At 66.9% G+C, this 24,805-nt stretch carries 27 protein-coding genes and 1 pseudogene; 6 read left to right on the forward strand and 22 right to left on the reverse strand.

The window, feature by feature from the left end; all coding sequences use genetic code 11:
• Positions 1-24 precede the first annotated feature (24 nt).
• Entirely contained in the window at positions 25-981 is a 957-nt protein-coding gene (locus tag AB0O89_RS11930) for a LysR family transcriptional regulator (protein ID WP_363497816.1), read from the reverse strand.
• Positions 982-1,066: 85 nt separating this feature from the next.
• Between AB0O89_RS11930 and AB0O89_RS11935 the strand changes: the two genes are divergently transcribed.
• Entirely contained in the window at positions 1,067-1,756 is a 690-nt protein-coding gene (locus tag AB0O89_RS11935; protein ID WP_363497819.1) for an aspartate/glutamate racemase family protein, read from the forward strand.
• A gap of 24 nt (positions 1,757-1,780) precedes the next feature.
• Here AB0O89_RS11935 and AB0O89_RS11940 read toward each other — a convergent pair whose 3' ends face one another.
• Positions 1,781-2,194: a VOC family protein gene (locus tag AB0O89_RS11940; protein ID WP_363497822.1), complete on the reverse strand. Its 414-nt coding sequence runs from the start codon at positions 2,192-2,194 to the stop codon at positions 1,781-1,783.
• A gap of 109 nt (positions 2,195-2,303) precedes the next feature.
• Here AB0O89_RS11940 and AB0O89_RS11945 point away from each other — a divergent pair.
• Positions 2,304-2,976, forward strand: a pseudogene (locus tag AB0O89_RS11945) (hypothetical protein).
• Here the strand turns inward: AB0O89_RS11945 and AB0O89_RS11950 are convergent.
• Positions 2,954-3,361 carry a helix-turn-helix transcriptional regulator gene (locus tag AB0O89_RS11950; protein WP_363497824.1) on the reverse strand — a complete coding sequence of 136 codons (408 nt, stop codon included), beginning with the start codon at positions 3,359-3,361 and terminating at the stop codon, positions 2,954-2,956. The pseudogene AB0O89_RS11945 and the gene AB0O89_RS11950 sit on opposite strands and share 23 nt — an antisense overlap.
• Positions 3,362-3,424: 63 nt before the next feature.
• Between AB0O89_RS11950 and AB0O89_RS11955 the strand changes: the two genes are divergently transcribed.
• A complete protein-coding gene (locus AB0O89_RS11955; RefSeq protein ID WP_228179403.1) occupies positions 3,425-3,814 on the forward strand; it encodes a TIGR03618 family F420-dependent PPOX class oxidoreductase in 390 nt (129 codons plus the stop codon).
• A gap of 29 nt (positions 3,815-3,843) precedes the next feature.
• A complete protein-coding gene (locus tag AB0O89_RS11960; RefSeq protein WP_363497827.1) occupies positions 3,844-5,133 on the forward strand; it encodes an NAD(P)/FAD-dependent oxidoreductase in 1,290 nt (429 codons plus the stop codon).
• A 17-nt stretch (positions 5,134-5,150) separates the two neighbouring features.
• Here AB0O89_RS11960 and AB0O89_RS11965 read toward each other — a convergent pair whose 3' ends face one another.
• The 7 genes from AB0O89_RS11965 to AB0O89_RS11995 all read right to left on the reverse strand — a co-directional run bounded on the left by AB0O89_RS11965 (position 5,151) and on the right by AB0O89_RS11995 (position 11,895).
• On the reverse strand, positions 5,151-5,858 hold the full coding sequence (locus tag AB0O89_RS11965; protein ID WP_363497830.1) for a substrate-binding domain-containing protein: 708 nt from the start codon (positions 5,856-5,858) through the stop codon (positions 5,151-5,153).
• A complete protein-coding gene (locus tag AB0O89_RS11970) occupies positions 5,855-6,829 on the reverse strand; it encodes an aldo/keto reductase (protein WP_363497832.1) in 975 nt (324 codons plus the stop codon). The genes AB0O89_RS11965 and AB0O89_RS11970 overlap by 4 nt, the downstream gene beginning before the upstream one ends.
• On the reverse strand, positions 6,826-7,782 hold the full coding sequence (locus AB0O89_RS11975; RefSeq protein ID WP_363497835.1) for a Gfo/Idh/MocA family oxidoreductase: 957 nt from the start codon (positions 7,780-7,782) through the stop codon (positions 6,826-6,828). The genes AB0O89_RS11970 and AB0O89_RS11975 overlap by 4 nt, the downstream gene beginning before the upstream one ends.
• Positions 7,783-7,864: 82 nt before the next feature.
• Positions 7,865-9,223, reverse strand: a complete 1,359-nt coding sequence (locus AB0O89_RS11980; RefSeq protein WP_341578196.1) for a protocatechuate 4,5-dioxygenase subunit alpha/beta — start codon at positions 9,221-9,223, stop codon at positions 7,865-7,867.
• Between the two features lie 2 nt (positions 9,224-9,225).
• Entirely contained in the window at positions 9,226-10,161 is a 936-nt protein-coding gene (locus AB0O89_RS11985) for an amidohydrolase family protein (RefSeq protein WP_363497838.1), read from the reverse strand.
• 2 nt (positions 10,162-10,163) lie between these two features.
• Positions 10,164-10,856, reverse strand: coding sequence for a 4-carboxy-4-hydroxy-2-oxoadipate aldolase/oxaloacetate decarboxylase (ligK, locus tag AB0O89_RS11990; RefSeq protein WP_292708719.1), 693 nt, complete (start codon positions 10,854-10,856; stop codon positions 10,164-10,166).
• Between the two features lie 10 nt (positions 10,857-10,866).
• Positions 10,867-11,895, reverse strand: a complete 1,029-nt coding sequence (locus tag AB0O89_RS11995) for an amidohydrolase family protein (protein WP_331792402.1) — start codon at positions 11,893-11,895, stop codon at positions 10,867-10,869.
• Positions 11,896-12,034: 139 nt separating this feature from the next.
• Between AB0O89_RS11995 and AB0O89_RS12000 the strand changes: the two genes are divergently transcribed.
• A complete protein-coding gene (locus tag AB0O89_RS12000; RefSeq protein ID WP_292708715.1) occupies positions 12,035-12,940 on the forward strand; it encodes a LysR family transcriptional regulator in 906 nt (301 codons plus the stop codon).
• Here AB0O89_RS12000 and AB0O89_RS12005 read toward each other — a convergent pair.
• The 10 genes from AB0O89_RS12005 to AB0O89_RS12050 all read right to left on the reverse strand — a co-directional run bounded on the left by AB0O89_RS12005 (position 12,937) and on the right by AB0O89_RS12050 (position 20,759).
• A complete protein-coding gene (locus AB0O89_RS12005; protein ID WP_363497843.1) occupies positions 12,937-13,590 on the reverse strand; it encodes a hypothetical protein in 654 nt (217 codons plus the stop codon). The genes AB0O89_RS12000 and AB0O89_RS12005 overlap by 4 nt on opposite strands.
• A gap of 55 nt (positions 13,591-13,645) precedes the next feature.
• Positions 13,646-14,389 (reverse strand): alpha/beta hydrolase, encoded by a 744-nt coding sequence (locus AB0O89_RS12010; protein WP_363497846.1) that lies wholly within the window; start codon positions 14,387-14,389, stop codon positions 13,646-13,648.
• A gap of 49 nt (positions 14,390-14,438) precedes the next feature.
• A complete protein-coding gene (locus AB0O89_RS12015; protein WP_363497849.1) occupies positions 14,439-14,879 on the reverse strand; it encodes a TA system VapC family ribonuclease toxin in 441 nt (146 codons plus the stop codon).
• Complete coding sequence (locus tag AB0O89_RS12020; RefSeq protein WP_228179416.1) at positions 14,876-15,103, reverse strand: hypothetical protein; 228 nt, start codon at positions 15,101-15,103, stop codon at positions 14,876-14,878. Before AB0O89_RS12020 ends, AB0O89_RS12015 begins: the two co-directional genes overlap by 4 nt.
• A 113-nt stretch (positions 15,104-15,216) precedes the next feature.
• Positions 15,217-16,239: a TerC family protein gene (locus AB0O89_RS12025; RefSeq protein WP_363497992.1), complete on the reverse strand. Its 1,023-nt coding sequence runs from the start codon at positions 16,237-16,239 to the stop codon at positions 15,217-15,219.
• A gap of 208 nt (positions 16,240-16,447) precedes the next feature.
• On the reverse strand, positions 16,448-16,939 hold the full coding sequence (locus AB0O89_RS12030) for a MarR family winged helix-turn-helix transcriptional regulator (protein WP_363497852.1): 492 nt from the start codon (positions 16,937-16,939) through the stop codon (positions 16,448-16,450).
• Positions 16,940-16,981: 42 nt separating this feature from the next.
• A complete protein-coding gene (locus AB0O89_RS12035) occupies positions 16,982-17,881 on the reverse strand; it encodes a VOC family protein (RefSeq protein WP_363497855.1) in 900 nt (299 codons plus the stop codon).
• Positions 17,878-18,249 (reverse strand): DoxX family protein, encoded by a 372-nt coding sequence (locus AB0O89_RS12040; protein WP_363497858.1) that lies wholly within the window; start codon positions 18,247-18,249, stop codon positions 17,878-17,880. Before AB0O89_RS12040 ends, AB0O89_RS12035 begins: the two co-directional genes overlap by 4 nt.
• Before the next feature lie 191 nt (positions 18,250-18,440).
• Complete coding sequence (locus AB0O89_RS12045; protein WP_363497861.1) at positions 18,441-19,952, reverse strand: MATE family efflux transporter; 1,512 nt, start codon at positions 19,950-19,952, stop codon at positions 18,441-18,443.
• 465 nt (positions 19,953-20,417) lie between these two features.
• Positions 20,418-20,759 (reverse strand): metalloregulator ArsR/SmtB family transcription factor, encoded by a 342-nt coding sequence (locus AB0O89_RS12050; protein ID WP_228179421.1) that lies wholly within the window; start codon positions 20,757-20,759, stop codon positions 20,418-20,420.
• Positions 20,760-20,839: 80 nt separating this feature from the next.
• Here AB0O89_RS12050 and AB0O89_RS12055 point away from each other — a divergent pair, with 80 nt between their 5' ends.
• Entirely contained in the window at positions 20,840-22,873 is a 2,034-nt protein-coding gene (locus AB0O89_RS12055; protein WP_363497864.1) for a heavy metal translocating P-type ATPase, read from the forward strand.
• A gap of 40 nt (positions 22,874-22,913) precedes the next feature.
• Here the strand turns inward: AB0O89_RS12055 and ccsB are convergent, their stop codons facing one another.
• The gene (gene ccsB, locus AB0O89_RS12060) at positions 22,914-23,927 is read right to left on the reverse strand and encodes a c-type cytochrome biogenesis protein CcsB (RefSeq protein WP_363497867.1); all 1,014 of its coding nucleotides are present in this window, start codon (positions 23,925-23,927) and stop codon (positions 22,914-22,916) included.
• Between the two features lie 34 nt (positions 23,928-23,961).
• Entirely contained in the window at positions 23,962-24,669 is a 708-nt protein-coding gene (locus tag AB0O89_RS12065) for a M23 family metallopeptidase (RefSeq protein WP_228179424.1), read from the reverse strand.
• Positions 24,670-24,805: the final 136 nt, after the last annotated feature.

The following is a 24,805-nucleotide window of genomic DNA, read 5'->3' on the forward strand; positions in this document are numbered from 1 at the left end:
AGGAAACAGGGTCGGATGTCGAGATCAGGCGCTCTCAAGAGCCTGGGCTGCCCGCTGGATCGCGGCGAGCGCTGCTCCGACTGACGGCACTGTCCGGGCACTGCGTCGGGTGATCGCCGAGACCCGGCGCGGGGCATGGTCGGCGAGGGGATGGACTGTCACGTCGGGGTTCCGGCTCGCACGCAGCGCGAGGGACGGCAGCACGGCAACTGCCATACGCGTCGCGACCAGCGCCTGGACGACGACGTAGTCATCGGTGCTGTGACGGATGTCGGGAGTGAACCCTGCGGCTGAGGTGGAGGTCAGCAGGTGTCGGCGGCAGCTGATGCATCCGGTGACCCACTGCTCGTCGGCAAGGTCGTCGAGACGGATTTCTGCTCGTGCCGTCAGCGGATGCCCGGGGGGAAGAACGATCTGCAACGGATCGACGGCCAGCGGCGTGCGGTCAGCATCAGCCGGTATCGACACGTGCCCGTCGTCGTACTCGAACACGATCGCGATGTCGCACGCACCCTCTTCGAGCGCGCGCAGAGCCTCGGGCGGTTCGAGCTGCTCCAGCCGCAGATCGATCCCCGGAAACCTCTCGGCCAGGTCGCTCACGGCACGCGCCGCGATCGTGGCGCTGGCCGAGGGGAAGGATGCGATCCGCACGCGGCCTGCGCGCAGGTGCGCGTGGTCGGCGAGCTCGTGCTCGGCGTCGTGCAGAGCTGCAGCAAGCGCGTCGGCATGGCGCAGCAGAGCACGCCCGGCATCCGTCACCACGACCCCGCGCCCCTCTCGCGCGAGAAGCGGAACGCCAGCGGCAGCCTCGAGGCGCCTCACGTGCTGGCTCACCGCGGGCTGGGTCCAGCCGAGAACCTGCGCAGCACCCGTGAGCGATCCGGTGCGTCCCACCTCGCGGAAGATCAGGATGCTACGCGGATCCAGGGCCGGCAGTGACCGCGGTGCGTCGAGGTCGGTGTGCGTTTCGTGCGGCTCCATCTCACCCCATTCATTAGCGCAGCTTTGGTTTTGCCATACAAGTATGCCGTTGTACTGAGGTATCACCCAGTGGTCTCGTTGGAGCATGAGAACGATCGGGCTGCTGGGCGGCATGAGCTGGGAATCCACGGCGGAGTACTACCGCATCGCGAACCAGACAGTGCGCGACCGGATGGGCGGTCTGCACTCGGCGAAGATCCTGCTCGACTCGGTCGACTTCGCCGAGATCGGCCTCATGCAACGCGAGGATCGGTGGGATGATGCCGCCGACCTTCTCGCGAGCCACGCGCGTGGATTGCAGGATGCCGGTGCCGACATGGTGCTCATCTGCACCAATACGATGCACAAGGTCGCGCCCGAGGTCTCGGCGGCAATCGATGTTCCGCTGCTGCACATCGCGGATGCCGCCGCAGCTGCAGTCCGCACCGCTGGCCTGTCTCGGGTCGGGCTCCTCGGGACCGCGTTCACCATGGAGCAGCCCTTCTACCGGGAGCGCCTGGCCGAGCATGGCCTGGATGTCGTGATTCCCGGAGACGAAGACCGCGAGCTCGTGCACCGCGTGATCTTCGACGAGCTCGCGATGGGCATCGTCAGCGATGAGTCCCGCGCCGCGTACCGGCGGATCATCGAGGATCTGGTCGCTGAGGGCGCCGAGGGAATCATCCTGGGCTGCACCGAGATCGAACTGCTCGTGACGGGGGAGGACTGCCCCGTACCGGTCTTTCCGACAGCCCGCCTGCACATCGAGGCAGCCGTCGAGGCAGCCTTCGCGTGAGCCGGAGCCCGGGAGTGCGGCGCGTCAGTCGGTGAGCTGCTGAATGCGGATGAGGTTGCCGGCGGGGTCACGCACCGCGCAGTCCCGCAGCCCGTAGGCCTGATCGATCGGTTCTTGCACGATCTCGGCGCCGGCGGCCTCGAGTGCCGCAAAGGTTGCGTCGAGGTCGCGGGCTGCGAGGTTGATCCCGAAGTACGAGCCCTTCGTGATCAGCTCAAGCAGCGTCGTGCGCTCCTGGTCGGTCAGGCCCGGGGTGGCTGCCGGCGGATGCAGCACGATCGCGGTGTCGGGCTGGCCGGCCGGGCCCACCGTGATCCAGCGCATGTCCTCATACCCGACATCCAGCCGCACCTCATATCCGAGAACGTCCCGATAGAAGGCGAGAGACTCCTCTGGGTCGAGGTGGGGTAGAAAGCTCGAGTGGATCGTGGTCTGCATACCGGTCACGGTAGTCGCCGCATCCGGTTTGCGCTTCTCGATTCCTGATCGACGCGGAACTCCTCACGATCCCCTGTCGCGTGTCGGCGGCGTGCCCTAGCCTTCGGGCATGAACCGTGACGACCTCGAGCGGTGGCTGCTGGATTCCGACCCGACACTGCGGTGGCAGGTTCAGCGCGATCTGATCGGCGCGCCCGAAGACGTGTGGCAGGCGACGCGGGCGATCATGGCTCGCGAGGGCGATGCTGCGCGGCTGCTCGCGGTGCAGGATGCCGATGGCCAGTGGGCGGGAGGAGCCTACTTTCCGGCGGGGTATACGGGCGAGGGACCAGGCCAGCCGTGGACCGGTGCGCGGCATCCTGGCGTATGAGCAACTCACGGGCGATGACACCCTGGCGAAGGTCCGTCATCGCGGGGAGGAGTATCTGCTCGAGCGCCGCTTGCGCTACCGCCTGTCGACGGGCGAGCCGGTGGGGACGTGGGCGGATCTGCTGATGTACCCCTACCGGCACCCGCATACGGCGCTGAAGGCCGTCGACTACTTCTCCGAGGCTGCCGCTCACGACGGCGTTCGACCCGACCTCCGCATTGCCGAGACCATCGACAGAGTTCGGGACGCGCGGCAGCCCGACGGCAGATGGCTGCAAGGCGACAAACTCGAGGGCGCAGTGTGGTTCCCCCTGGACGTCGAACCGGGTGAACCGTCGAAGTGGGTGACGTTTCTCGCGCTGCGCGCGCTTCAGCGCTGGGATGCTGCGGTCAGCGCCGGATCGGCCGCGTGACCTGTTTCGCGACACAGGGAATCAGGCCCGCCGCGTCATGTTCGGCGAGCGCCCGATAAGCACTCGGCGGCATTCCGACGAGCTCGGTGAACCGGGTGCTGAAGGTGCCGAGGGACGCGCAACCCACCGCCAGCGACACCTCGGTGACGCTGAGATGTCCCCGTCGCAGCAGTGTCATGGCGCGCTCGATCCGGCGGGTCATGAGGTACGAGTACGGGCTCTCGCCGAAGGCCGCCTTGAACTTTCGGCTCAGGTGCCCCGCTGACATGTGGGCGCCCCGGGCGAGTTCCTCGACATCCAGGGGCGCGGCGTACTCGCGGTCGATGCGGTCCCGGACGCGGCGCAGGAGCGCGAGATCGCGAAGATCGTCGGGATTCGGAGGCATGGTGCCCCGAGTCTCACACGATGTGGCGCGCGCTGTCGACGCTGGTGCGGCAGGATCGAGGGCATGGCCACGGCTCTCACCCACGACGGGCAGCGCTTCGTCTCGGACTACCACCTCGCAACACTGTCGACGCTCGCGCCCTCCGGGCTCCTCCACGTCGTCGCGGTCGGATTCAGCTTCGCAGACGGTCTGGTGCGGATCATCACGATGGACGGTAGCCAGAAGGTGCGCAACATCGAACGGGATGGTCGCGCTACCGTCGCGCAGATCGCGGGCCCTCAGTGGCTGAGCATTGCGGGGCACGCGACGGTGTCGCGCGATCCGGATGCCGTCGCGCGCGCCGTGGAACTCTATGCGGCGCGGTACCGGCAGCCGCAGCCCAATCCGCGCCGGGTGGCGATCGAGCTGCGGCCCGAGAAGATCATGGGTTCCGCGGGACTCGTGGCACCGTAGCGTCGTAGTACTGAGCCCGGAGGACAGTCATGGCACGAACGCCGCAGCATGATGTGGTCGTTGTCGGTGCCGGGCTGGCAGGACTTCGGGCAGCGATCACGCTCGGACACGCCGGACGCGACGTTGTCGTTCTCGAGGCTGCAGACACCGTCGGTGGCCGGCAGCGCACTGACGCCGTCGACGGCTTTCTGCTTGATCGCGGGTTCCAAGTGCTCAATCCCGCCTATCCCGCGGTGCGGCGCTGGGTGGACATTCAGGCGCTACGCCTGAAGCCGTTCCCCGTCGGGGTGCAGGTGCGGCGCGAGCGCGGCCTCGCGACGCTGGCAGATCCGCGCCGGCATCCGTCGATTCTCGCCGCGACACTTCGCAGTGGTCTTCTCGCGCCACGGGACGTTGCCGGACTGGTGCGTTGGGCCGCAACGGCGCTCAGCGCTCCCCGGCGCGTGATCCGCCAAGCCGCCGCCGGCCGCGATCTGCCGGTGCATGAGGCGTGGGATCGTGCCGGACTGACCGGCCCGCTGAGAACCGCGGTGCTCGAGCCGTTCCTTTCCGGCGTCATTGCTGACGGGAGCTTCGAGACCTCCGACGCCTTCGTTCGGCTGCTGATTCGCATGTTCGCGCTGGGCCGCCCGGGCCTGCCCGAGCGCGGCATCCAGGCCCTTCCCGAACAGCTCGCCGCCTACGCCCGGACGCTCGGCGCCGAAATCGCCGTGCAGCGTCGCGTGACCGCCCTCCGTGAGACTGCCGCGGGCGTCGAGGTCGCTGTTGCCGGGGCAGACCCGGTGAGCGCTGACGCGGTGATCGTCGCCGTCGGACCGGAGGCGGCATCAGGACTCGCGCCGATTCCCGTGCCGAGGACCCGCGGCCTGCAGACGTGGTGGTTCGCGACGGATGCCGCGCCGTCGGCATCCGGCATGATCGCGGTGGACGGCACGCGCGCCGGACCGGTCGTGAACACGGCGGTGATGTCGCACGCCGTGCCCTCGTATGCGCCGAAGGGCATGCACCTCGTCCAGGCGACCTGCCTGCTGCCGCCGGCGACACACCGAGGTTCCTTCGATTCTCCGACCGAGGCGCAGGTACGGCGGCACGCCTCTCAGATCTGGGGTACGGATGCCACTGACTGGCGCTTGTTGCGACGCGATGACATCCCGCACGCGCTGCCGGCGCAGTCAGTGCCGCTGCGAACCGTCACGCGCGCGCGACTCTCGGAACGCGTCTACATCGCGGGCGATCACCGCGACACCGCGTCGATTCAGGGCGCGCTGGTTTCCGGCGACCGGGTTGCCCGCGCTCTTATCGCCGGGGCGCCCAGCTGAAAGACGCCGCCAGCGCGCTACGGCGCGGGCGGTGGCGCGAAGTGGCGCGAGCGCGCGATGTCGCGAGCAGCGTCGGTGCGCAGGAAGGCGAGGATTGCGGCCGCGCCCTCCGGCTCCGACGACGTCGCGGCAATCGCACCCGAGAACACGGTGTCGATCGCGCAGTCCTGGGGCAAAACGCCCAGCACAGTGACACCCGGGCTGCCGACGAGCTCACTCAGCTGCTGAAAGCCGAGATCGACGTCGCCATCGGCGAGAAGGCGCGCGACAGGGATGCCGGGCCTCGCCTGGACCAGCCGATCACCGACTTCCGCGCTCAAGCCCCAGTCCTCAATCATCGACACCAGCGCTGTACCGCTCGGCCCCGTGGAGTACCCGATCTTCCTCGCCTCCCGAATCGCCTCCCGCACAGCGGCGGCATCTGGGAATGCGGGATCGGAGACCGCGGTCGCCGGAGCGTCAGTGCCCGACGGAGCGCCCACTGCCACCTGCGACAGCACGAGGGGCGCCACGGATGCCGCCACGACGTGTCCGCCGGCGGCGAGCTTCGCTAGCGCACCGTCGGCAAGGAAGACGAGGTCGAACTCTTCGCCGGCGGCGACCCGGTCAGCCGCGTCGACTCCACCGACCGACTCGATCTCGACGTGCCCGAGCCCGGCATCGTCGGCGGCCGCCATGAGGTCGGCGAGCAGCAGCCGCGTCGCCATCGATGAGATCGCCTTCACGCGGCATCCTCGAAGGTCTCGGCATCCACCTCGACAGCGTTGTTCGCCGGGTACCGGGGACCCGACACCGTTGCCGTGTCGATGAGGCGCCCCGCGTGCTCCAGGATGTCGGGCGCGACTTCGAGCTGCTCGGCGGCGATGATCTCGCGCAGGTGGTCGATGTTCGTCGTTCCGGGAATCGGCACGACGTGCTCGCCTCGCGACGACAGCCACGCGAGGGCGAGCTGGGCAGGGCTCACCCCTGCCTCGGCAGCGAGAGCGCGCCATGCCGGCAGCAACGCGGCGTTGGCCTCCCAGTGCGGCGACTGGAACCGCGGCATCCCGCGACGGATGTCTTTCGCCACGAGCCCGTCGGGATCATGGATCGCGTCGGCAAGGAACCCTCGCGCGACCGGCGAGAACGCGACGAGCGCGACGCCGTCGGCCTTCGTCGCCTCGAGCATGCCGAGCTCCGCGTTGCGGCTCCACAGGGAGTATTCGTTTTGCACCGCGGCGATAGGCGCTACCTGCTGCGCTTCCCGAAGTCTGGCCACCGAGACCTCCGACAGCCCGATGGCTCCGATCTTGCCGGCATCCCTGGCTTCCGCGAGCGCCGCGACGCTATCGGCAATCGGTACCGACTTGTCCCAGCGGTGCAGGTAGTAGAGATCGATGTGGTCGACGCCGAGTCGGCGAAGCGAGGCATCCACCTGCGCCCGGAGCGTCTCCGGGCGTCCGTCGATCACCCGCGCACCGTCGACAATCGCCATCCCGCCCTTACTGGCAAGGATGATCTCATCCCGTCGACCCGCAATGGCCTTGCCGACCAACTCCTCGTTGCGGCCGCCTCCGTACAGGGTCGCGGTGTCGAAGAACGTGACGCCTTCGTCGAGCGCGGTCTGCAACAACCGCAGCCCCTCTTCAGGCGACGGCGCCACCCCGTACGCGTGGCTGAGCGACATGCACCCGAGCCCGTAGCGGGGCAGGTTCATGCGAGCTGCTCCTCCAGCATCCCGAGCACGCGGTAGCAGTCGAAGACCTGCCGCACTGACGAGTTGGGTTCGCGGCCCTCACGGATTGCAGCCACGAACTCGCGGTCTTGCAGTTCGATGCCGTTCATGCTGACCGCGACCTGCGACACGTCGATCGGCTCTTCCTTGCCGTTGACGAGGTCGTCGTAGCGGGCGATGTAGGTGCCGGTGTCGCCGATGTAGCGGAAGAACGTGCCGAAAGGTCCCTCGTTGTTGAACGAGAGCGAAAGGGTGCAGATCGCACCGGTCTCAGCCTTGAGCTGAATCGACATGTCCATCGCGATCCCGAGTTCCGGGTGGATCGGGCCCTGGATGGCATTGGCCTGCACGATGCGTCCCGCCTGGTAGGCGAACAGGTCGACGGTGTGGGCGGCGTGGTGCCACAGCAAGTGGTCGGTCCACGACCGCGGCTCGCCCTTCGCGTTCGTATTGGTGCGACGGAAGAAGTAGGTCTGCACATCCATCTGCTGGATGTGGAACTGGTCGCTCTGGATGCGCTGGTGGATCCACTGGTGCGACGGGTTGAAACGGCGCGTGTGCCCCACCATGGTGACGCGATCGGATGCCTCGGCGGCGGCGAGCGTGGCTTCGGCATCCGCAAGCGAGTCGGCCAGCGGGATCTCGACCTGCACGTGCTTGCCTGCGGCAAGCGCGGCCTGCGTCTGCGACGCGTGCATCCCGGTGGGGGTGGCGAGAATGATGGCATCCACATCGTCGCGCTCGAGGACGGCGTCGTAACCGACGACGGCGTTCGCAACCCCGTACTTTTCGGCGACGGCCTGCGTGGCCTCGGGCTTGGTGCCGCTGACGACCGTCACCTCTGCGTCGGGGATATTAGCCAGGCCGTCGAGGTGCTTCATGCCGAAGGCGCCTGCCGCGCCCACGACGGCGATTCGGACCTTGTCACTGCTCATTCGGTGTCTCTTCCTTCGAACGTGGTGCGCTCCGTGGGGATCGCGCGATCGATCCCCACGGAGCGGGTCTAGTGTCAGCCTGTCAGGCCGTTGCGCCGACGGGAACCTTCTCTTCCTCGACATCGGCGGCCGCGGTGGAGGCTGCGACGGGGTTCGTGATCACGAGGTGACCGACCGCCGTGTTGGAGGCGGGCACGTGGTAGAACCGGTGGTTCACCTCGGGAGCGCCGCCACCGAACTGGTCGTCCATCGCGCCGCGGGCGATGAGCCACATGACCAGCTCGATACCTTCCGAACCGGCTTCATCGACGTAGTCGATGTGCGGCCACTCGGTCAGGCCCAGCGGGTCGGAGATCAACATGTCGAGGAACGCGTTGTCCCATTCCTGGTTGATGAGGCCCGCGCGGGGGCCCTGCAGCTGGTGGCTCATGCCGCCCGTGCCCCAGATCTGCACATTCAGCTCGGGGCCGTCCCACTTGTCGATGGCGCGGCGCAGCGCCTTGCCGAGCTCGTAGCAGCGACGCCCCGAGGGCACCGGGTACTGCACGACGTTGACCGCGAGCGGGATGACCTTGACCGGCCACTCCTCGACCTGGCCGTACACGAGCGAGAGCGGCACCGTGAGCCCGTGGTCGACGACCATCTCGTTCACGAGAGTCAGGTCGAAGTCATCCTGGATGACCGACTGTGCCAGGTGCGCAGCGAACTCGGGGTACCCCTTCACGTCCGGCACCGGGCGCGGGCCGTAGCCCTCGTCGGCAACCGCGTACTCAGCGCCGGTACCGAGCACGAAGGTCGGAATCAGGGATGAGTCGAAAGCCGTCGCGTGGTCGTTGTAGACCAGGATGACGACATCCGGGGTGTTCTCCTTGGCCCACTTCCGCGTCCAGGTGTAGCCGTCGAAGACCTTCTTCCAGTACGGCTCTTCGGTCTTGCCGAGGTCCATCGCCGCGCCGATTGCCGGCACGTGCGAGGTGTACAGCGCCGAGGTCAGCTTGGCGGGAGCATCCGGCCGCATCGTCTCGGCCTTCTCGCCGGGCTGCGGCGGCGTCCAGCCGTCGAGGTCCTTCATGCGGTTGCCCTCGGGGCGGCGGCCACCCGAGATCATCATGTCGCGGTATGCGGCCTCGCTCATGCCGGTCATCGAACCGGCCATCTGCTGGAAGCTCAGACCGTGGGTGGCTCCGAGCTTGGCGAGGAAGTAGATGTTGCCACCCTCTTCCATGGCGGAGTTCAGGTCGAGGTCGAGGATCGCCTGCCGCGCCTTGGGGGTCAGCTGCCATTCGTCGAGGTAGGCCTCACGGTCGGCGAGGTACCGCTCGCGGTTCTCCGGCTTCATGAACGACATGCAGAGCTGGTTGATCTGGTAGCCCTTACGGGCTTGCTCGGCGTCGAAAATGATCGTGCCGGGGACGTTCTTGTACGGCTTGTCCAGTGCCATGGTCAGTCTCCTTCTGGCCAGTACAGTCGCCGCGGGTTCTCGACCAGCAGCTTGTGCTGCAGTTCGGGGGTCGTGGCGATCTGAGGGATGTAGTCGACCAGCAACCCGTCATCGGGCATGTGGTCCTTGAGGTTGGGGTGGGGCCAATCGGTTCCCCACAGCACGCGGTCGGGGAACTCCTCGACCACGCGTCGGGCAAACGGCACGACATCGGTGTAGGCGTGCTGTTCACCGTCGAGAGCCCGGGGCCCGGTGATGCTCAGGCGCTCGGGGCACGACACCTTCGTCCACACGTTCGGGTTCTCGCGCATGAAGCGCAGGAACAGTCCGAACTCGGGACCGTCCGGATCCTTGCTGACGTCGGGGCGGCCCATGTGGTCCACGACGACGTCGGTGGGGATGGCGGAGAAGAAGTCGTAGAGGTCAGGAAGGTCCTCGGCCTCGAAGTAGATCACCACGTGCCAGCCCAGGGGGGCGATCTTCGCGACGATCTCGTCCAGCGAGTCGGTCGGCACACGATCGACCAGTCGCTTGACGAAGTTGAAGCGCACCCCGCGGACCCCCGCCTCGTGCAGCTCGGCGAGCTGCACGGCGGTGACATCGCGGCGCACGGTGGCCACGCCCCGAGCGCGTCCCGCACTGCGCTCAAGCGCATCGACGAGGGCTCGGTTGTCGGCTCCGTGGCAGGTGGCTTGCACGATGACGTTCCGGTCGAAGCCGAGCTGGTCGCGCAGGGCGAAGAGCTGGTCGGCTGAGGCGTCGCACGGCGTGTACTTGCGCTCGGGGGCGTACGGGAACTGCTCTCCGGGACCGAACACGTGGCAGTGCGCGTCGACCGCACCGGCCGGTACCTGGAAGCTGGGCGTGGAAGGACCGTCGTACCAGTCCAGCCAGCCGGGGGTCTTCTCGAACCCCCCACTCGTGTCGCCGTGAGCCATCGTCAGTCCTCCACGTACTCGAGGCCGGCGGCGGCAAGCGGCTCGCGCATGCCGTAGATGTCGAGGCCCAGTACGCCCTCGCGGAACTTCTGGCGCTTGGCCTCTTCGTTGTCTTCGCGCTTCTGGCTTGCGTCAGCCACAGCGCCGACGAGCTCGCGCGGTACGACCACGACACCGTCGACATCCGCGACGACGACATCGCCGGGGTGAACCAGCGCGTTCGCGACGACGACATCGACGTTGACGGAGCCGAGGGTCGCCTTGACCGTGCCCTTCGAGTTGATCGCGCGGGAGAAGACGGGGAAGTTCATCTTCTCGAGGTCGGCGACATCGCGCACGCCCCCGTCGATGACCAGTCCCTTGCATCCGCGGGCCGTCAGCGAAGTGGCGAGCAGTTCGCCGAAGAAGCCGTCTTCGGACTCGGTGGTGCACCCGGCGACGATCACGTCACCCTCCTGCACCTGCTCGGCAGCAACGTGGAACATCCAGTTGTCGCCCGGCTGCAGCAGCACGGTCACCGCCGGCCCGCAGAGCTTCGCGCCGGTGTAGGCGGGACGGATGTAGGGACGCAGCAGTCCGACGCGACCCATCGCCTCGTGGATCGTCGCCACGCCGAACTGCGAGAGGCGTGCGACATCTGCCGGGTCGGGCCGGTCGATCTTCGTGCGGACGATGCCGAGGTTGTTCAGTCGCATGATGGTCCTCTCACTTACCTTGGGCCGTCAGCGCCCGGTCCAGCCGCGGGTACACCCGGCGGGCGTTGCCCTCGAAGACGAGTTCTCGTTCGGCATCCGTCAGGTTCGGGGTCGCGTCGACGTAGCGCTTGGTGTCGTCGAAGTAGTGACCGGTGCGCGGGTCGATGTCTCGCACGGCGCCGATCATTTCGCTGGCGAACAGGATGTTCTCGGTCGGGATGACCTCGGTCAGGAGGTTGATGCCAGGCTGGTGGTAGACGCAGGTGTCGAAGAACACGTTGTTCAGCAGGTGGTCTTCGAGCTCGGGCTTGCCGAGCGCCATCGCCAGGCCCCGGAAACGGCCCCAGTGATAGGGAACGGCACCGCCGCCGTGGGGGATGACGAACTTCAGGTCAGGGAAGTCGCGGAAAAGGTCACCCTTGAGCAACTGCATGAAGGCCGTGGTGTCGGCGCCGAGGTAGTGGTCGCCGGTGGTGTGGAACTGCGGCTTGCACGAGGTGCTCACGTGGATCATCGCGGGGATCTCGTACTCGACGAGCTTCTCGTAGATGGGGTACCACGAGCGGTCGGTGAGCGCCGGGGCGGTCCACAGCCCACCGGAGGGGTCGGGGTTGAGGTTGATCTCGACAGCTCCGAGCTCTTCGACGGCGCGCACGAGCTCCGGCAGAGAGGTGGCGGGATCTTCGCCCGGCGACTGGGGGAGCATCGCGCCCATGATGAACCGGTCGGGGAACAGTTCGCTGACCCGCGCAACGAGGTCGTTGCAGATACGGGCCCAGGTCTGGCTGACCGCGAGGTCGCCGATGTGGTGGGCCATGAAGGATGCCCGCGGGCTGAAGATCGTGAGGTCGGAGCCGCGCTCGTTCATGAGCTTCAGCTGGTTGGCCTCGATCGTCTCGCGGATGTCGTCGTCGCTGATGTGCAACGCTGCGGGGTCGGGAGCCTCGCCCTGACCGTTCGCGAAGGCGATCTGCAGGTCACGCCACGCGCCCAGCTGCGAGGGGGCGGTCGTGTAGTGGCCGTGGATGTCGATGATCACCGAGTGTCGTCCTTGTCACTGGATTGGCGCAGTCACTGGAGTGGCGCTGTCGCGAGCGGATGCTTGTTTCGAGGGTAAGTCGAGGCTTCAGTGTGGTCCAATAGATTCCGGAGTCCCTCTCCATAGACGGAGTCGATGCATGACCATCCCGGATTTGAATCAACTGCGCACTTTTGTGGTGCTCTACGAACTGCGCAGCCTCACGGCGACCGCGGAGTTCCTGCATGTCACGCAGCCCACGGTGAGCTATACACTCGCGCGTCTGAGAGAGCGCTTCGGCGACGATCTGTTCCGGCGCGAAGGGCACGTCATGGTGCCGACGACCCGCGCGACCCAGCTGTTCGGGCCGTTGCACGAAGCGCTCGCGCAGATCGAGTCGACGGTGAGCGAGACGGCATCCTTCGATCCATCAGCATTCACGGGAGAGCTCTCCCTCGGGCTGACCTCGATCGGCGAGCAAACGTTCTTGCCTCCGATCATGGCGGCACTGGCTCGCGAGCGATCGACTGCGCGCCTGGCGGTGAAGCGGCTGGACGCCGACGAGGTGGAGGAAGAGCTGGTGCGCGGACACCTTGATCTCGCCATCACCGTGGCGCTGATGGATGCCGCACGCCTCTGGCGCACGCCGGTTCGCGCTGTGGAGTACGTGGCGCTCACGTCGCGGCGGCATCCGTTGCCCCCGCCAGGTCCCGACATGTTCGACGGCCGCGGGTTCGTGCGCGTGTCATCCCGGGGCGGGCACACCTACCCCTTGCAGCTGCTTCTCGAACACGGACTCATGCCGCAGGTCGCACTGACTGTCGAGGAGTACGGCACGCTCCCTGCGGTGCTGCAAGACACTGACCTCGTCACGTTCCTCCCGCGCCACGTTGCCGAGGTCTTCTGCGGCTGGTTCCCGGCGCTCCGCATCGCGGACCTGCCCTGGCCGGGCCAGAGCACGCCGGTGGCGATCTTTACCCGGCGTGAGTCGAGCCTCACGCCGGCGCAGCGCTGGTTCCGCCGTCTCGTCCACGGCGCGGTCGTCGAGCCCGGCACCGAGATCTAGCTGCGGCGGGTGCGGTTCCAGCTCGCCTTGGCCGGGGCGAAGGGACTGCGGACGTGGATCGACCACGTCGAGTGCGGATGGATCGACAGGATCGCCTTCTCCCACCACGTCCGCGCCTCCTCGGGAAGCTCAGGGAGGATCACGTCCTTGTCGGCTTCGTCGTCGGGGTAGGGCCGCAGCGCCTTCCAGACCAGCTGCACCTCAGGCGCGCCGGTCGGAATGTCATCGATCTCGAGGACTGCCTTCTCCCACGGGAGCTGCAGGCGAGGATCGCGCCGGTAGACCCAGCGGTCGGCGGTGCCGTCCTCGAGGTTGATCTGCAGCACCCAGGCATCCATCGCCTCGTCGAAGATCCAAGCCGACGGAATGTCGGCACCGTCGGGCAGGTCGGACCACCGGACGAGGTCGTCACCGATCCGCGCCCAGCAGCTCATCCCCTCGGGGAGCGAACCCACGAGGTCGTCGAGCTGGGTGTAGACGGTGCTGATCGTGGTGCGGTCGCGCTCGCGCAGGGGCTCGCCACGCCACTGGTCGTAGGCGCTCCCACCCGAGAGCCACCAGCGCGCATCGGTGTCGGCGAGCAGGTCAGCAACGGATGCCGCGTCGAGCCGCGTCCACGGGGTGTCGAGGCTCGGCAGTGAGTCGGTCATGGTCCTATTGTGCTCCGCCACCGCGGCTTCCGCTCAGGAGGGCCGGGACTGCCGCTCAGGCGGGCAAGGACTCGGCGAACCCGCGCACGTGCGCGACAAGTTCGGTCGGCGTCGTGACCATCGGGAAGTGCCCCGTCGCGATTTCGACGACCTGCCATCCGGGCTCTTCGCGCACGAGGCGCCGCACCGGCTCGATCGTCGGATAGGCGGGATCCGTGCAGTCAATGAACAGGCGTGGGACCGCCTCGAGCAAGGCTGCGTCGTAGTCGAGCGGCTGCCGGTACATCCCGAACGGATGCGGCACGTGCCGGCGGTTCAGCCACGCGGCATCCTCGGGAGTGAGGTCGAAGCCTGATTCGGCGTTGGGCGCCGGCAGGGCGTTGTCGTTCTCGGCGGCGGCAGCCAGGCGCGCGGCAGCAACCTCGGGCGAATGCGAGACACCCCATCCGTCGCCCGGCTTCGGGAACATCGCATCGACGTAGACCAGGCCCGAGAGCACCCCCGGATGCCGCTGCTGGAGTTCGACGGCGGCGCCCGTGACGACCATGCCGCCGTAGCTGTGCCCGACCAGCACGACGTTCCCGAGCTCTTCCATCTCGACCAGGCCGATGACGTCCGCGATGTGCGTGTGCAGATCGATGTCGGGTCGGCGCAGGTGAGCCCGCTCACCGTCGCCGGTCAGGGTCACGGTGTGCACCTCGAATCCGGCCTCGCGCAGCGGCGTCAGCACGCGGCGCCAGACCCAGCCGCCTCCCCAGGCACCGTGAACCAGAACGAGGGTAGGGGCGGATGACGACATGGGCGAACCTCTCAAGACAGTGTCAGCGCATCGATGCGGATGACGGGAGTCAGGGTATCGGGAACAGCACTGCCTTGCCGCCCGGCACAGCTGCTGTCACGAGGCGGGTGTCGAAGGTTGCCAGGAGAGCGTCGTGCGATGCGGCCAGGTGCAGCAGGTAGGTGTCCGTGACCTGTGAGCTGGCGAGCAGTCGCTCGGTATGAATCGACGTGTCGAGCAGGCTCACCGAATCAGCGAGGAAGACGTGGTCGTCTCTCGCGGTCAGGCTCGCGAGACTCGCGAGGACGACAGGAACCGGCTGAGTATTCGGATACTTCGGGTGACTGACCACCCGCACGACGCCGTTCTGCACGATCGGGCACGTGTGCCAGGCATCGGCCCTGTCCCGCTCCACTCGCGCGGCGAACCAGGCGTGCGCACGTTCGTGATGGACGTGCAACGGGTCGATCAGAGCGATGATCGCGTTGACATCCAGCAGGTGGCGCGTCACTGGTTGTCGTCTCGCAGTGCGTTGACATCGTCAAGGGTAGCGCGACCGGCCGCAGGCGTGGTCGGCAGCAGAACGATGCCGTTGCGCTTGTCGAAGCGCCTGCGCTCAGTCAGAGTGGCACGCGCTAGCTGCGAAACCGCCTCTCCGAGGGTGATTCCCCGGGCATCGGCGAACTGCTTCGCCGCGGCGAGAACGTCGTCATCGATCGTGAGAGTCGTGCGCATGCATCAAGCATCACGCATCACGCATCCGTCGTCAACGGCTTCGTGATCGTCACCGCGAACGGCCCCATAGAGCCGATCGACTATCAGCGCGATGTTCCAACACAGGTCGCCCATCAGCGGCTTTCGACGGATGCGTCACTGTCGGCATCCGTCTCGCCGGCGATGGCGGCTCTGGCGTCCTTGCGGGTCTTCGCGAGACTCAGCGCCGTGGCGACGGCGATCGTGCCCGCGATGAACAGGAGCGACACCCAGATCGGGATCTCCGGGATCACCGTGATCGGCTCACCGCCGCCCAGGAACGGCAACTCGTTCTTGTGCAGCGCGTGAATGAGGAGCTTGACGCCGATGAAGGCCAGGATGACCGCGAGCCCCTGGGCGAGGTAGACCAGACGCTCGAGCAGACCGCCGATGAGGAAGTAGAGCTGGCGCAGACCCATCAGCGCAAAGGCGTTGGCGGTGAAGACGATGTAGGCCTCTTGCGTGAGCCCATAGATCGCGGGAATCGAGTCGACGGCGAAGATGAGGTCGACGAACCCGATGGCGATGATGACGAGCAGCATCGGGGTGACGAAGCGTCGTCCGTCTTTCTTCACCGTCAGCTTGTCGCCGTTGTACTCGTTGCTGACGGGCAGGATGCGTCGCATGAAGCGCATGAACCGGCCGTTGGCTGGGTCGGACTCGCCGTGGGTGAACGCTTGGCGGTAGGCGAGGTAGAGGAGCAGTGCGCCGAAGACCCAGAAGATCCACGAGAAGTTCTCGATGAGCGCGGCGCCCACCGCGATGAAGATCCCGCGCATGATCAGGGCGATGACGATACCGATCATCAGCACTTTCTGCTGATAGATCTTCGGCACCGCGAAGCCGGTCATGACGATGAGGAAGACGAACAGGTTGTCGACAGAGAGGGCCTTCTCGGTGAGGTAGCCGGCGAAGTACTCGCCGCCGAAGTCCCAACCCGAGACGAGCCCGACTCCGACGCCGAACAACAGCGCAAGTCCGATGTAGAAGGCCGACCACCGGGCCGATTCGCCCAGGGTCGGCTCGTGGGGCTTGCGCACGTGCGCATAGAACTCGTACACGAAGAACGCGATAGTGACCGCGATCGTGATGAGCCAGACCGTCAGGGTGACGTTCACAAGGGACTCCTGCCTTGGCGTGATGAAGATATCCGCCAAGGTCTTCTCCATCCCCGTTGCCGAGAACCGGTGACCCGGGACGCGAGAGCGTCCGTAATGACGAGCCGACCGTGGTGGAGTACTCCCCTTGGTTACGCGCGACGTTACCTGAATCACAGTTCCTGTGTCTGGGAAGGCGCTGGGAGCTGCGGTTATCAGCGCGTCGACGCTACTGGCCGGGGATTTCTCCGTCACCCCGGCAGCTCGGGTCAAGGCGCTCACCGAGGATGCGGGTGATTCGCGCGAGAGCGGCGAGGTCGTCGTCGGAGAGCACGTCGATCACCAATCGACGCACCGTCTCGATGTGGCCGGGTGTTGCACGCACGAGCTCGCGGCGGCCCGCGGATGTGAGGGTCACCTCGGTCACGCGCGCATCCGACGCCGACGCGCTCTTCTCAACGAGACCGCGCTTTTGCAGACGCGTGCACACGTGCGAGAGACGCGAGAGCGTGGAGTTCGTGGCCTCCGCGATCGCCGTCATCGAGGCTCTTGACTCCGGCGCCCATCGCACGAAGGTCAGTACGGCGAACTCGAAGTGCGTCATCGAGGAATCGCGTTGGAGCTGCGAGTCGAGCTCGGCAGGAAGAAGCATGCACACGCGGATCAGGCCGGTCCACGCCTCGGCCTCGCTCGGGCTCATCCGCGGAACAGGGAAGGTCATGGTCCACCTATCCTCGCTCCCGACGCCGGGCGTCAGCGCATCTCACGCACCCGGTGCCTCCGGCGCGACAGTCAGCACCGTTCCCCAGGGATCGCGCAGGCGGACGGCATGCCCGTCATCCTCCACCGCGACGCCAGCATGGCGGGCCCTGTCGGCCAAGGAGAGGATGTCGTCGCGCGCCGGCATCCGCAGGCGTACATCTCCGAGCCCCAGGGATGCTGCACGCGGCCCGGCACCCGCGCTGTGCCAGGTGTTCAGCCCGATGTGGTGGTGGTAGCCGCCGGCGGAGACGAACAGCGCGCTCCCGAGATCGAACGTGATGTCGAGCCCGAGGGTATCGACGTAGAAGCGGCGCGCCGTGGGGATGTCCCCCACCTGCAGGTGGACGTGCCCGACCGTGGCGTCTTCCGGTTCCGGGCGCTCGGTGTCGAAATGTGTGCGCAGGAACGCGTTCGGATCGATCGCGGTGTTGCGCGGCATCCACCCCGCGGGCATGTTCTGCCACTGCTCAGCGGGACGGTCCCAGTAGAGCTCGATGCCGTTGCCCTCCGGGTCTTGGAAGTAGAAGGCATTGCTGAACGTGTGGTCGGTGGCTCCCTGGTAGATGTGAGACGGATGCTGCGCCATCTTCATGACGGCAGCCGACAGGCTCACTCGGTCGGGGAACGCGATAGCGGTGTGGTAAAGCCCCGCACCTGATCGGTCGAACGGCGGCAGATCCGGCGTGTGCGTCAGAGTCACGACGGGAGTACCAGAGCGGCCGAGGGTCGCGGAAGCCCCGGACTGGTTCATCACATCGAGCCCGATCGCGTCGCGATAGAACGCTGTCTGCGCGTCAAGGTCACCGACGAGAAGCTCGACGGTGTCCATGCGCGTCTCATCGGCCGCGGCTCCCGCGGTGTGGAGCGCCTTCGGGCGCCAGCCGAGCTGCGTGCCGGTCATGACCACACCAGGAATCCGAGGATCGCCGCGGCTGCCGCCAGAGCCGCCAAGACGATGTTCGCCGGGATCATCTTGGCCTCGCCTCGACGCCCGTGGACGATCATCGCGCCGAGTTGGACCAGGACGAGCCCGATCGCGGCGATCGGCGCCAGGACCGGCGCGACTCCGGTGATGGGCGGCAGGATCAGTCCGACAGCACCGAGCACCTCGACAGCGCCGATGAGCTTGACGACGCCCGCGGGAGAGTCTGCGGCCCAGCCCATACCCGATGAGGCAAGTGCTTCCTGTGGGCGAATGAGCTTCGTCCCTCCGGCGAACAGATAGATGAGCGCTAGCAGGCCGGCGATGATCCAGTAGGCGATGAGCATGATGGTCCTCTCGTGGATGCCAGCGCGGGACCCCGCATCGGCAATTAGTTGACGCAACAACTTTCAGGGGTGCGCCTATTCCGCAGGCTGGTGACGCTGCTGCGCACCGTGCGGATCGGCGAGCTGTTCGAGCTCCGGCGGCGCAAGAACGCCGGCCGCGCTTAGCACCTGGGGCTAGTCTCGAGCGGTGGTCAACGACGCATCCGCCGACGACGCGGGCGTATCGAGGGAAGACGCCCGAGCAGCCGCCGACGCTGCTCGGGGACGACGACCGGGACAGGAGCAGTCACGACCGCATCAACCGCCAGCGATCCGTTTGTCGGTCCGACGATCGGGATGGGCGTGGTCGGGGTCGGTGCGAGCGGCGAGACCGGCATCCGCAGGAGTGCGCGCCGTGCGTGAAGGTACGCGGGCACGAGCACGAGCGTGGCACCGATCCAGGCGAGCGGGTTGCTCCAGACGATGCCGATGAACCCGAACATCGCGCCCAGCACGATCGCTGCGCCCACGCGCATGACCAGTTCGACGACGCCGGTGATCGTCGGGATCAGGGCATGCCCCAGCCCCTGCAGGGCGCCGCGGAGCACGAACAGGATGCCGAGTGCGATGTAGCTGAAAGCGTTGATGACGAGCATCGCGGCCGCCATCGAGACGACATCCTCGGACCCGCCACCGACAAACAGCTCGACGATCTGGCTGCCGAAGGCGACGAGAACGAGACCGATCACGAGAGCGGCGATCGTCGAGATCAGCAGGGATTGCCTGACGCCGCGCAGGATGCGATCGGGTCGCCGCGCGCCGAAGTTCTGGGCGACGTACATCGACACCGCAAGCCCCAGCGACTGGAGGAGGGCTACAGCAAGCCCGTCAACCCGAGAAGCCGCGGTGTAGGCGGCGACCTCGGCGGTGCCCAGCTCGTTCAGCCGCACCTGCACCGTCAGGGTGCCGATCGCGATGATCGACGCCTGGAAGCCCATCGGCAAACCGAGCCGCAGGTGGTCGATCACCTCCGCGCGTCGAAGTCGCCAGTCGGCGCGGTGCACATGGAGGGCGGGAACCCGCCGACGCACGTAGTCCAGGCACCAGATCACCGAGAGAGCCTGGGCGATGACGGTGGATGCCGCGGCTCCGGCGACACCCCACTGGAGGGGTCCGACCGTGACGATGACGAAGGCGACGTTGAGCGCACAAGCGATGCTCAAGAACACCAAGGGAGTGCGCGAATCGCCGATCGCCCGGATGATCGCCGAGAGGTAGTTGAAGAACATGATCGCGCCCGAGCCCAGGAAGCTCACCTGCGCGAACACCGCCGCTTGGGGAATCAGAGCTGGGGGCGTCTGCATCAGCACGAGGAGCGGTTCGGCGACCAGCGGCGCGATAACGGTCAGGACCACGGATGCTGCGGCCGTGAGCACCGTCCCGACAGCTACCGACCGGCGCACCCCTGCGGCGTCATGCGCGCCGAAGGCCTGCGCCGTCGGGATCGCGAAGCCCGTCGTCATTCCCCAGGCAAAGCCGAGCAAGAGGAACAGCAGGCTGCCCGTCGCGCCAACTGCCGCGAGCGCATCCACGCCGAGCTGGCGACCGACAACGATCGCGTCCACAAACTGGTAGAGCTGCTGCACGACGTTGCCGATCAGCAACGGTACGGAGAACAGAAGGATCACCCGCCAGGGGTGTCCGGTGATCAGGCTGCGCGCCATTCGTGCCCTCGAGTCGTGCGTCGAAGATGGGAAGACGGTGTCGTTGAGGGCACCATGATCCAGTGTATCGAATCGATTCGATACACTGGAAGGGAGGTCCGGCGGTTCGCACGGCGGCGAACTCCTGCAACCGGAGGCCAGGCCTTCCTAGGTCTCAGTCACGTCCCTGACGCTCTCTCATCCTCAATCGCCTCGTCTGGAACCCTGACACGGCACCGAGAACGAGACACACCGCGGCAAGCGGAACTGCGACCTGCCACCAGGAGTTGCCTGCGAGCAGGTTCGAGAACAAGATCAGCAGACAAAGGCCGTTCAATCCCAAGGCCACGTAGGCGTATTCAGCAGATGTCCACTTCCGCCGGTCGGATCGACGTGAACCGCTCGCGCTCACCGGGTTCCTTTCCATGTCGTGCCACTGATAGCCAATCCGGCCGTTGCCTATGCACGGATTCTGAACCCGCCCCGCTAACCCCGCTTGGATTCGGAGGCGAGGTGAGACAAATGGCCCACGGCCTCATCCAGAAGTTCTGCAACATGCTCGTCGTACAACACGTAGTGCACGTGGCGTCCGTCCCGGCTTCCCTCCACGAGGCTGAGGTGTCGCAGCAGCCGCAGGTGGTTGGATACGGTGGTCTGTCCCGACCCCAGTTCTTCGCTGAGCTCGGTGACTGTGCTCGGCCGGGCGCGCAGCACGCTCAGGATACGCAATCGCACGGGTGAGGCGAGAGCCTGCATGATCTCCGAGAGTCGCTCGGCGTCCGCAACTGACAGCACGCCATCCGCTTCGTGCAGGATCTCATCAGTCATGGACACCATTCTGCCCCCGCCGAATACGATAATCATACACATTTACAACATATCATGATGTTGTGATGTATGGTGAACGCATGACAGGCACCTCTCGAACTGCAGCACCTTCCACAGACGCACATGAGCATGCGCATGGCTCGACACGGTGGGAGCTGTGGTTTGCGATCGCGTCCGGCGTGACGTACGCGGCCGGGATGATCACGGAGTTCGCGTTGGGGATGCCCTTGCTCGGGATGCCGCTGGCGTTCTTCCTCGCCACCTACTTCTTCGGCGGGTTCTTCACCTTCCGGTCGGCGATCACCTCGACGTTGCGAGGCAAGTTCGAGGTCGATTTCCTCATGCTCGTGGCCGCGATCGGCGCCGCACTGATCGGAAAATGGGCCGAGGGAGCGGTGCTGCTGTTCCTGTTCAGCCTGGGACACGCCCTGGAAGAGTACGCCCTGAGCCGGGCGAGCAAGTCCATCGAGGCCCTCGCGGAGCTCGCTCCTCGCACGGCGCTGGTCCGCCGCGACGGCGGGGAGCCGGTGGAGGTGCCGGTCGAGCAGATCGCGGTCGCGGACATCATCGTGATTCGCCCGAACTCACGAATCCCCTCGGACGGCTTCGTGATCTCGGGCGTCTCTGCCGTCGACCAGTCGGCGGTCACCGGCGAGTCCATCCCCGTGGAGAAGGAACCCGTCACCGATCCCGAGCGTGCGATGCGCACCATAGACACCCTGCCGGCCGCAAACCGAGTCTTCGCAGGAACCGTCAACGGATCAGGAGTGCTCGAGGTCGAGGTCACCGCCACGGCGGCCGACTCGACCCTGAGCAAAGTCGTCGAGCTCGTCCGGACCGCCGACCAAGCCACATCCCCGACCCAGCAGTTCATCGACCGGTTCCAGCGCTGGTACGTGCCCGCCGTGATCATCGGCGTCGCGGCCACCTTGCTGGTGGCGATGTTCGGGTTCGGGCAGCAGTTCAGCGACGCGTTCTATCTCTCCATGACCGTGCTCGTCGCCGCAAGTCCCTGCGCTCTCGCGATCGCCACCCCCGCAGCCGTACTCGCGGGGGTTGCCCGCGCCGCTCGCGCCGGCGTGCTCGTCAAGGGAGGCGCGCCCCTGGAGACCCTCGGCCGGGTCAAGGCGATGGCATTCGACAAGACCGGCACGCTCACCTGGGGCCTTCCCCGCGTCACCTCCGTCATCCCGGTCGACGGCGACGACGGAGCGCTGCTGATCCCGACACTGGTCGCGGTGGAAGCCCTCAGCGATCACCCTCTTGCCACAGCGATCGTCCGCGATCTCGCCGACCGCATCTCCGAATCCGAGCGGGTCGACGCCACAGATCTGAACGCGGTCATCGGCCGCGGTGTGCGCGCCACGATCGACGGTGAGACGGTGGAGGTCGGCAACCTCCGCATGTTCGACGAGCAGCAGATCACCCTCCCTCCTGCGCTCGACGCGGCGTACGGACATGCCCGCGACTCCGGGCAGACGCTGATGATCGTGCGGCGCGGCGACCGGTTCCTCGGTCTCGTCGGCGTCATGGACGCCTCCCGCGCGGAGTCGGCCCAGGTGCTCGCCGCGCTGCGCGGCACGAACGTCGGGCGGCTCGTGATGATCTCGGGCGACAATCAGCGGGTCGCTGACGCCGTCGGGCGTGAAGTCGGAGTCGACACGGCCATCGGAGAGCTGCTGCCCGAGGACAAGGTCGCCGAGATCACCCGCCTCGCCCAGTCCCACCGCCCGATCGCCATGGTCGGCGACGGGGTGAACGACGCCCCAGCGATGGCGCGCGCCGATATCGGCATCGCGATGGGCGCCGCCGGCTCCACCGTCGCGCTCGAGACCTGCGACATCGCCCTGATGAGCGACGACCTCGGGCGCGTGCCGTTCGCCGTGCGGCTCAGCCGTGCCACCAGCCGGATCATCCGCCAGAACCTGATCGCCAGCCTCGCCGTCGTCGTCTTCCTCATCATCGCCACCTTCGTCGGCCTGAACATCGGCGCCGTCGTCCTCATCCACGAGGGATCCACCCTGATCGTGGTCGGCAACGCCCTCCGGCTCCTCGCCTTCGAGCGCGGTAAGGAACACCACGGCATCGACCACGAGGACAAGCCCGCCCTGTGACCTGCGGGTCGAGCGCTCGACCCGTGCGGTGCGCCTGGGGTCAGCTCAGGCCGGAGTAGGCGTGAAGTCCTTTGAAGAACATGTTGACAACCGTGAAGTTGAAGAGCACCGCGAGGAAGCCGACGATGCACAGCCACGCGGAGCGGGCACCTCGCCACCCCCGTGTGGCGCGGGCATGGATGTAGCCGGCATAGAGCACCCAGATCACGAAGGTCCAGACCTCCTTGGTGTCGAACCCCCAGTACCTTCCCCAGGAGTCATTGGCCCAGATCGCGCCGGCAACCAGTGTGAAAGTCCAGAACACGAAACCGACGATCACGAACCGGTACGCGAGGGACTCGAGCGCTCCCGAGGGCGGCAGCGTGGTCAGGAACCGCGGTCCGCTGCGTGGCGCGCCATCCGCAGGGGCGGCTGCCGTGAGGCGTTCGCGGCGGGCTTGCAGGAGCTGGGTGACCGACAGGCCGCAGGCGATCGCGAACAGTGCGGTGGCAAGGGATGCGACGAAGACGTGGATGACCAGCCACACACTTTTGAGCGGGTCCATGAGTGGGACGACGTCGACGTAGAAGGTGATGGTGGCGCCACCCAGCAGCAGCACCACCATCCCGATGAGGAACGCGCCGAGGAAGCGGAGGTCGTAGCGGCGCAACACAAGCAGGTACACCGCGACGATCAGGACGGTTCCGGTGAGCGCGAACTCGTACATGTTGGCCCACGGCACCCGTCCGGCCGCGATCCCTCGCAGGACTGTGCCGGCCAGGTGGAACAGGAAACCGAGCATTGTCAGCGCCGTTCCGAGCCGTGCCCACAGCGGCCTCGGTTGAGAACGTGCCGGCTCCGGGGTCACCGGGCGCCGTTCCTGCCAGGCATCTGTGACCGCGGGTGCCGTCGCTGCTCCGACCAGCGCCGAGTCCCTCAGCGGCACGGCAACGGGAACGGAGCGACGAGCGAGGTCGATGGTGTACGCGATGAACGCGAGGACGTAGGTGGCGATCGCGGTCCAGACCAGCAACAGTGAGATGCCATCGAGCGTGAGCGCAGATGATCCGGTCATGATGTGGGTGCCTTCTTTGTCAGGGGTTTGGGCCTCAGCCGGCGTTCGCTTGCAGCCAGATCAGTGAGTCGACGGCGGTTTCGTCGATGTACACCTCGAAGTGCAGATGGTTGCCGGTGGAGCGTCCCGTGGTTCCGACCAGTCCGACCGTCTGACCGGCAGTGACGGTCTGGCCGACAGAGACCAGTCGGCTCCCGGTCTGCATATGTGGGTAGACGGTGCGGACGCGCTGACCGTTCAGGACGGACTCGATCATGACGGTGACGCCGTAGGCGCCATAGCCGTCCTGCGAGACGCTGACGACACCGCCTAGGGACGCGTAGACCGGGGTGCCACCGGCGGCGGCCATGTCGGTGCCCATATGCGCACCGCCGCGGTCGCCGAACCGGTCGGTCACGGTGAACGGGCCGCCTACCGGCCACCGCACGATGCCGCTGCCGGGGGTGACCATGCTGTAGTCGAACGGCACCAACGCCACGCGCTCCGAAGCGCGAGCACGAGACGCGGCGGCCTCCGCCGCCTCCCTCCGGTCGATCTCCTCCGGGGTCGTAGCCGAGTAGCTGTCGCGCGTGAGCTGTGTCTGCGTCGCGTCGGACGCCACGATGAGAGACTGCGCGTCTTCCGAGGCGACCCGCTGCATTGTCGGTGGCAGGGGGTCTGTAGACCGCCAGGCGCCGTATGCGGGCAACGCCACGGTCGTGATCAGTCCGCTGACAATCGCGAGCGCAGTCAGTCTCCGCACCGGATGCATCGTCCGGGGACCGCGCGATGGCGCTGCCGCGACGGCCGGCCGCGGGGTGGGGTCCACGATCGTGCGCGACGGGGAGCCTTCTTGCCGGAGACTGCGACGTGTGGGGAACGCGCGAGGCTGGTCGCTC

The organism is Microbacterium sp. NPDC076895 (assembly GCF_040687115.1).
Classification (GTDB): Bacteria; Actinomycetota; Actinomycetes; order Actinomycetales; family Microbacteriaceae; genus Microbacterium.

Coding starts and splice junctions, on each gene's coding strand:
- AB0O89_RS11930 (WP_363497816.1), bottom strand. CDS start 981: ATGGAGCCGCACGAAACGCACACCGACCTCGACGCACCGCGGTCACTG.
- AB0O89_RS11935 (WP_363497819.1), top strand. CDS start 1,067: ATGAGAACGATCGGGCTGCTGGGCGGCATGAGCTGGGAATCCACGGCG.
- AB0O89_RS11940 (WP_363497822.1), bottom strand. CDS start 2,194: ATGCAGACCACGATCCACTCGAGCTTTCTACCCCACCTCGACCCAGAG.
- AB0O89_RS11950 (WP_363497824.1), bottom strand. CDS start 3,361: ATGCCTCCGAATCCCGACGATCTTCGCGATCTCGCGCTCCTGCGCCGC.
- AB0O89_RS11955 (WP_228179403.1), top strand. CDS start 3,425: ATGGCCACGGCTCTCACCCACGACGGGCAGCGCTTCGTCTCGGACTAC.
- AB0O89_RS11960 (WP_363497827.1), top strand. CDS start 3,844: ATGGCACGAACGCCGCAGCATGATGTGGTCGTTGTCGGTGCCGGGCTG.
- AB0O89_RS11970 (WP_363497832.1), bottom strand. CDS start 6,829: ATGAACCTGCCCCGCTACGGGCTCGGGTGCATGTCGCTCAGCCACGCG.
- AB0O89_RS11975 (WP_363497835.1), bottom strand. CDS start 7,782: ATGAGCAGTGACAAGGTCCGAATCGCCGTCGTGGGCGCGGCAGGCGCC.
- AB0O89_RS11980 (WP_341578196.1), bottom strand. CDS start 9,223: ATGGCACTGGACAAGCCGTACAAGAACGTCCCCGGCACGATCATTTTC.
- AB0O89_RS11985 (WP_363497838.1), bottom strand. CDS start 10,161: ATGGCTCACGGCGACACGAGTGGGGGGTTCGAGAAGACCCCCGGCTGG.
- ligK (WP_292708719.1), bottom strand. CDS start 10,856: ATGCGACTGAACAACCTCGGCATCGTCCGCACGAAGATCGACCGGCCC.
- AB0O89_RS12000 (WP_292708715.1), top strand. CDS start 12,035: ATGACCATCCCGGATTTGAATCAACTGCGCACTTTTGTGGTGCTCTAC.
- AB0O89_RS12005 (WP_363497843.1), bottom strand. CDS start 13,590: ATGACCGACTCACTGCCGAGCCTCGACACCCCGTGGACGCGGCTCGAC.
- AB0O89_RS12010 (WP_363497846.1), bottom strand. CDS start 14,389: ATGTCGTCATCCGCCCCTACCCTCGTTCTGGTTCACGGTGCCTGGGGA.
- AB0O89_RS12020 (WP_228179416.1), bottom strand. CDS start 15,103: ATGCGCACGACTCTCACGATCGATGACGACGTTCTCGCCGCGGCGAAG.
- AB0O89_RS12030 (WP_363497852.1), bottom strand. CDS start 16,939: ATGACCTTCCCTGTTCCGCGGATGAGCCCGAGCGAGGCCGAGGCGTGG.
- AB0O89_RS12035 (WP_363497855.1), bottom strand. CDS start 17,881: ATGACCGGCACGCAGCTCGGCTGGCGCCCGAAGGCGCTCCACACCGCG.
- AB0O89_RS12040 (WP_363497858.1), bottom strand. CDS start 18,249: ATGCTCATCGCCTACTGGATCATCGCCGGCCTGCTAGCGCTCATCTAT.
- AB0O89_RS12045 (WP_363497861.1), bottom strand. CDS start 19,952: ATGGCGCGCAGCCTGATCACCGGACACCCCTGGCGGGTGATCCTTCTG.
- AB0O89_RS12050 (WP_228179421.1), bottom strand. CDS start 20,759: ATGACTGATGAGATCCTGCACGAAGCGGATGGCGTGCTGTCAGTTGCG.
- AB0O89_RS12055 (WP_363497864.1), top strand. CDS start 20,840: ATGACAGGCACCTCTCGAACTGCAGCACCTTCCACAGACGCACATGAG.
- ccsB (WP_363497867.1), bottom strand. CDS start 23,927: ATGACCGGATCATCTGCGCTCACGCTCGATGGCATCTCACTGTTGCTG.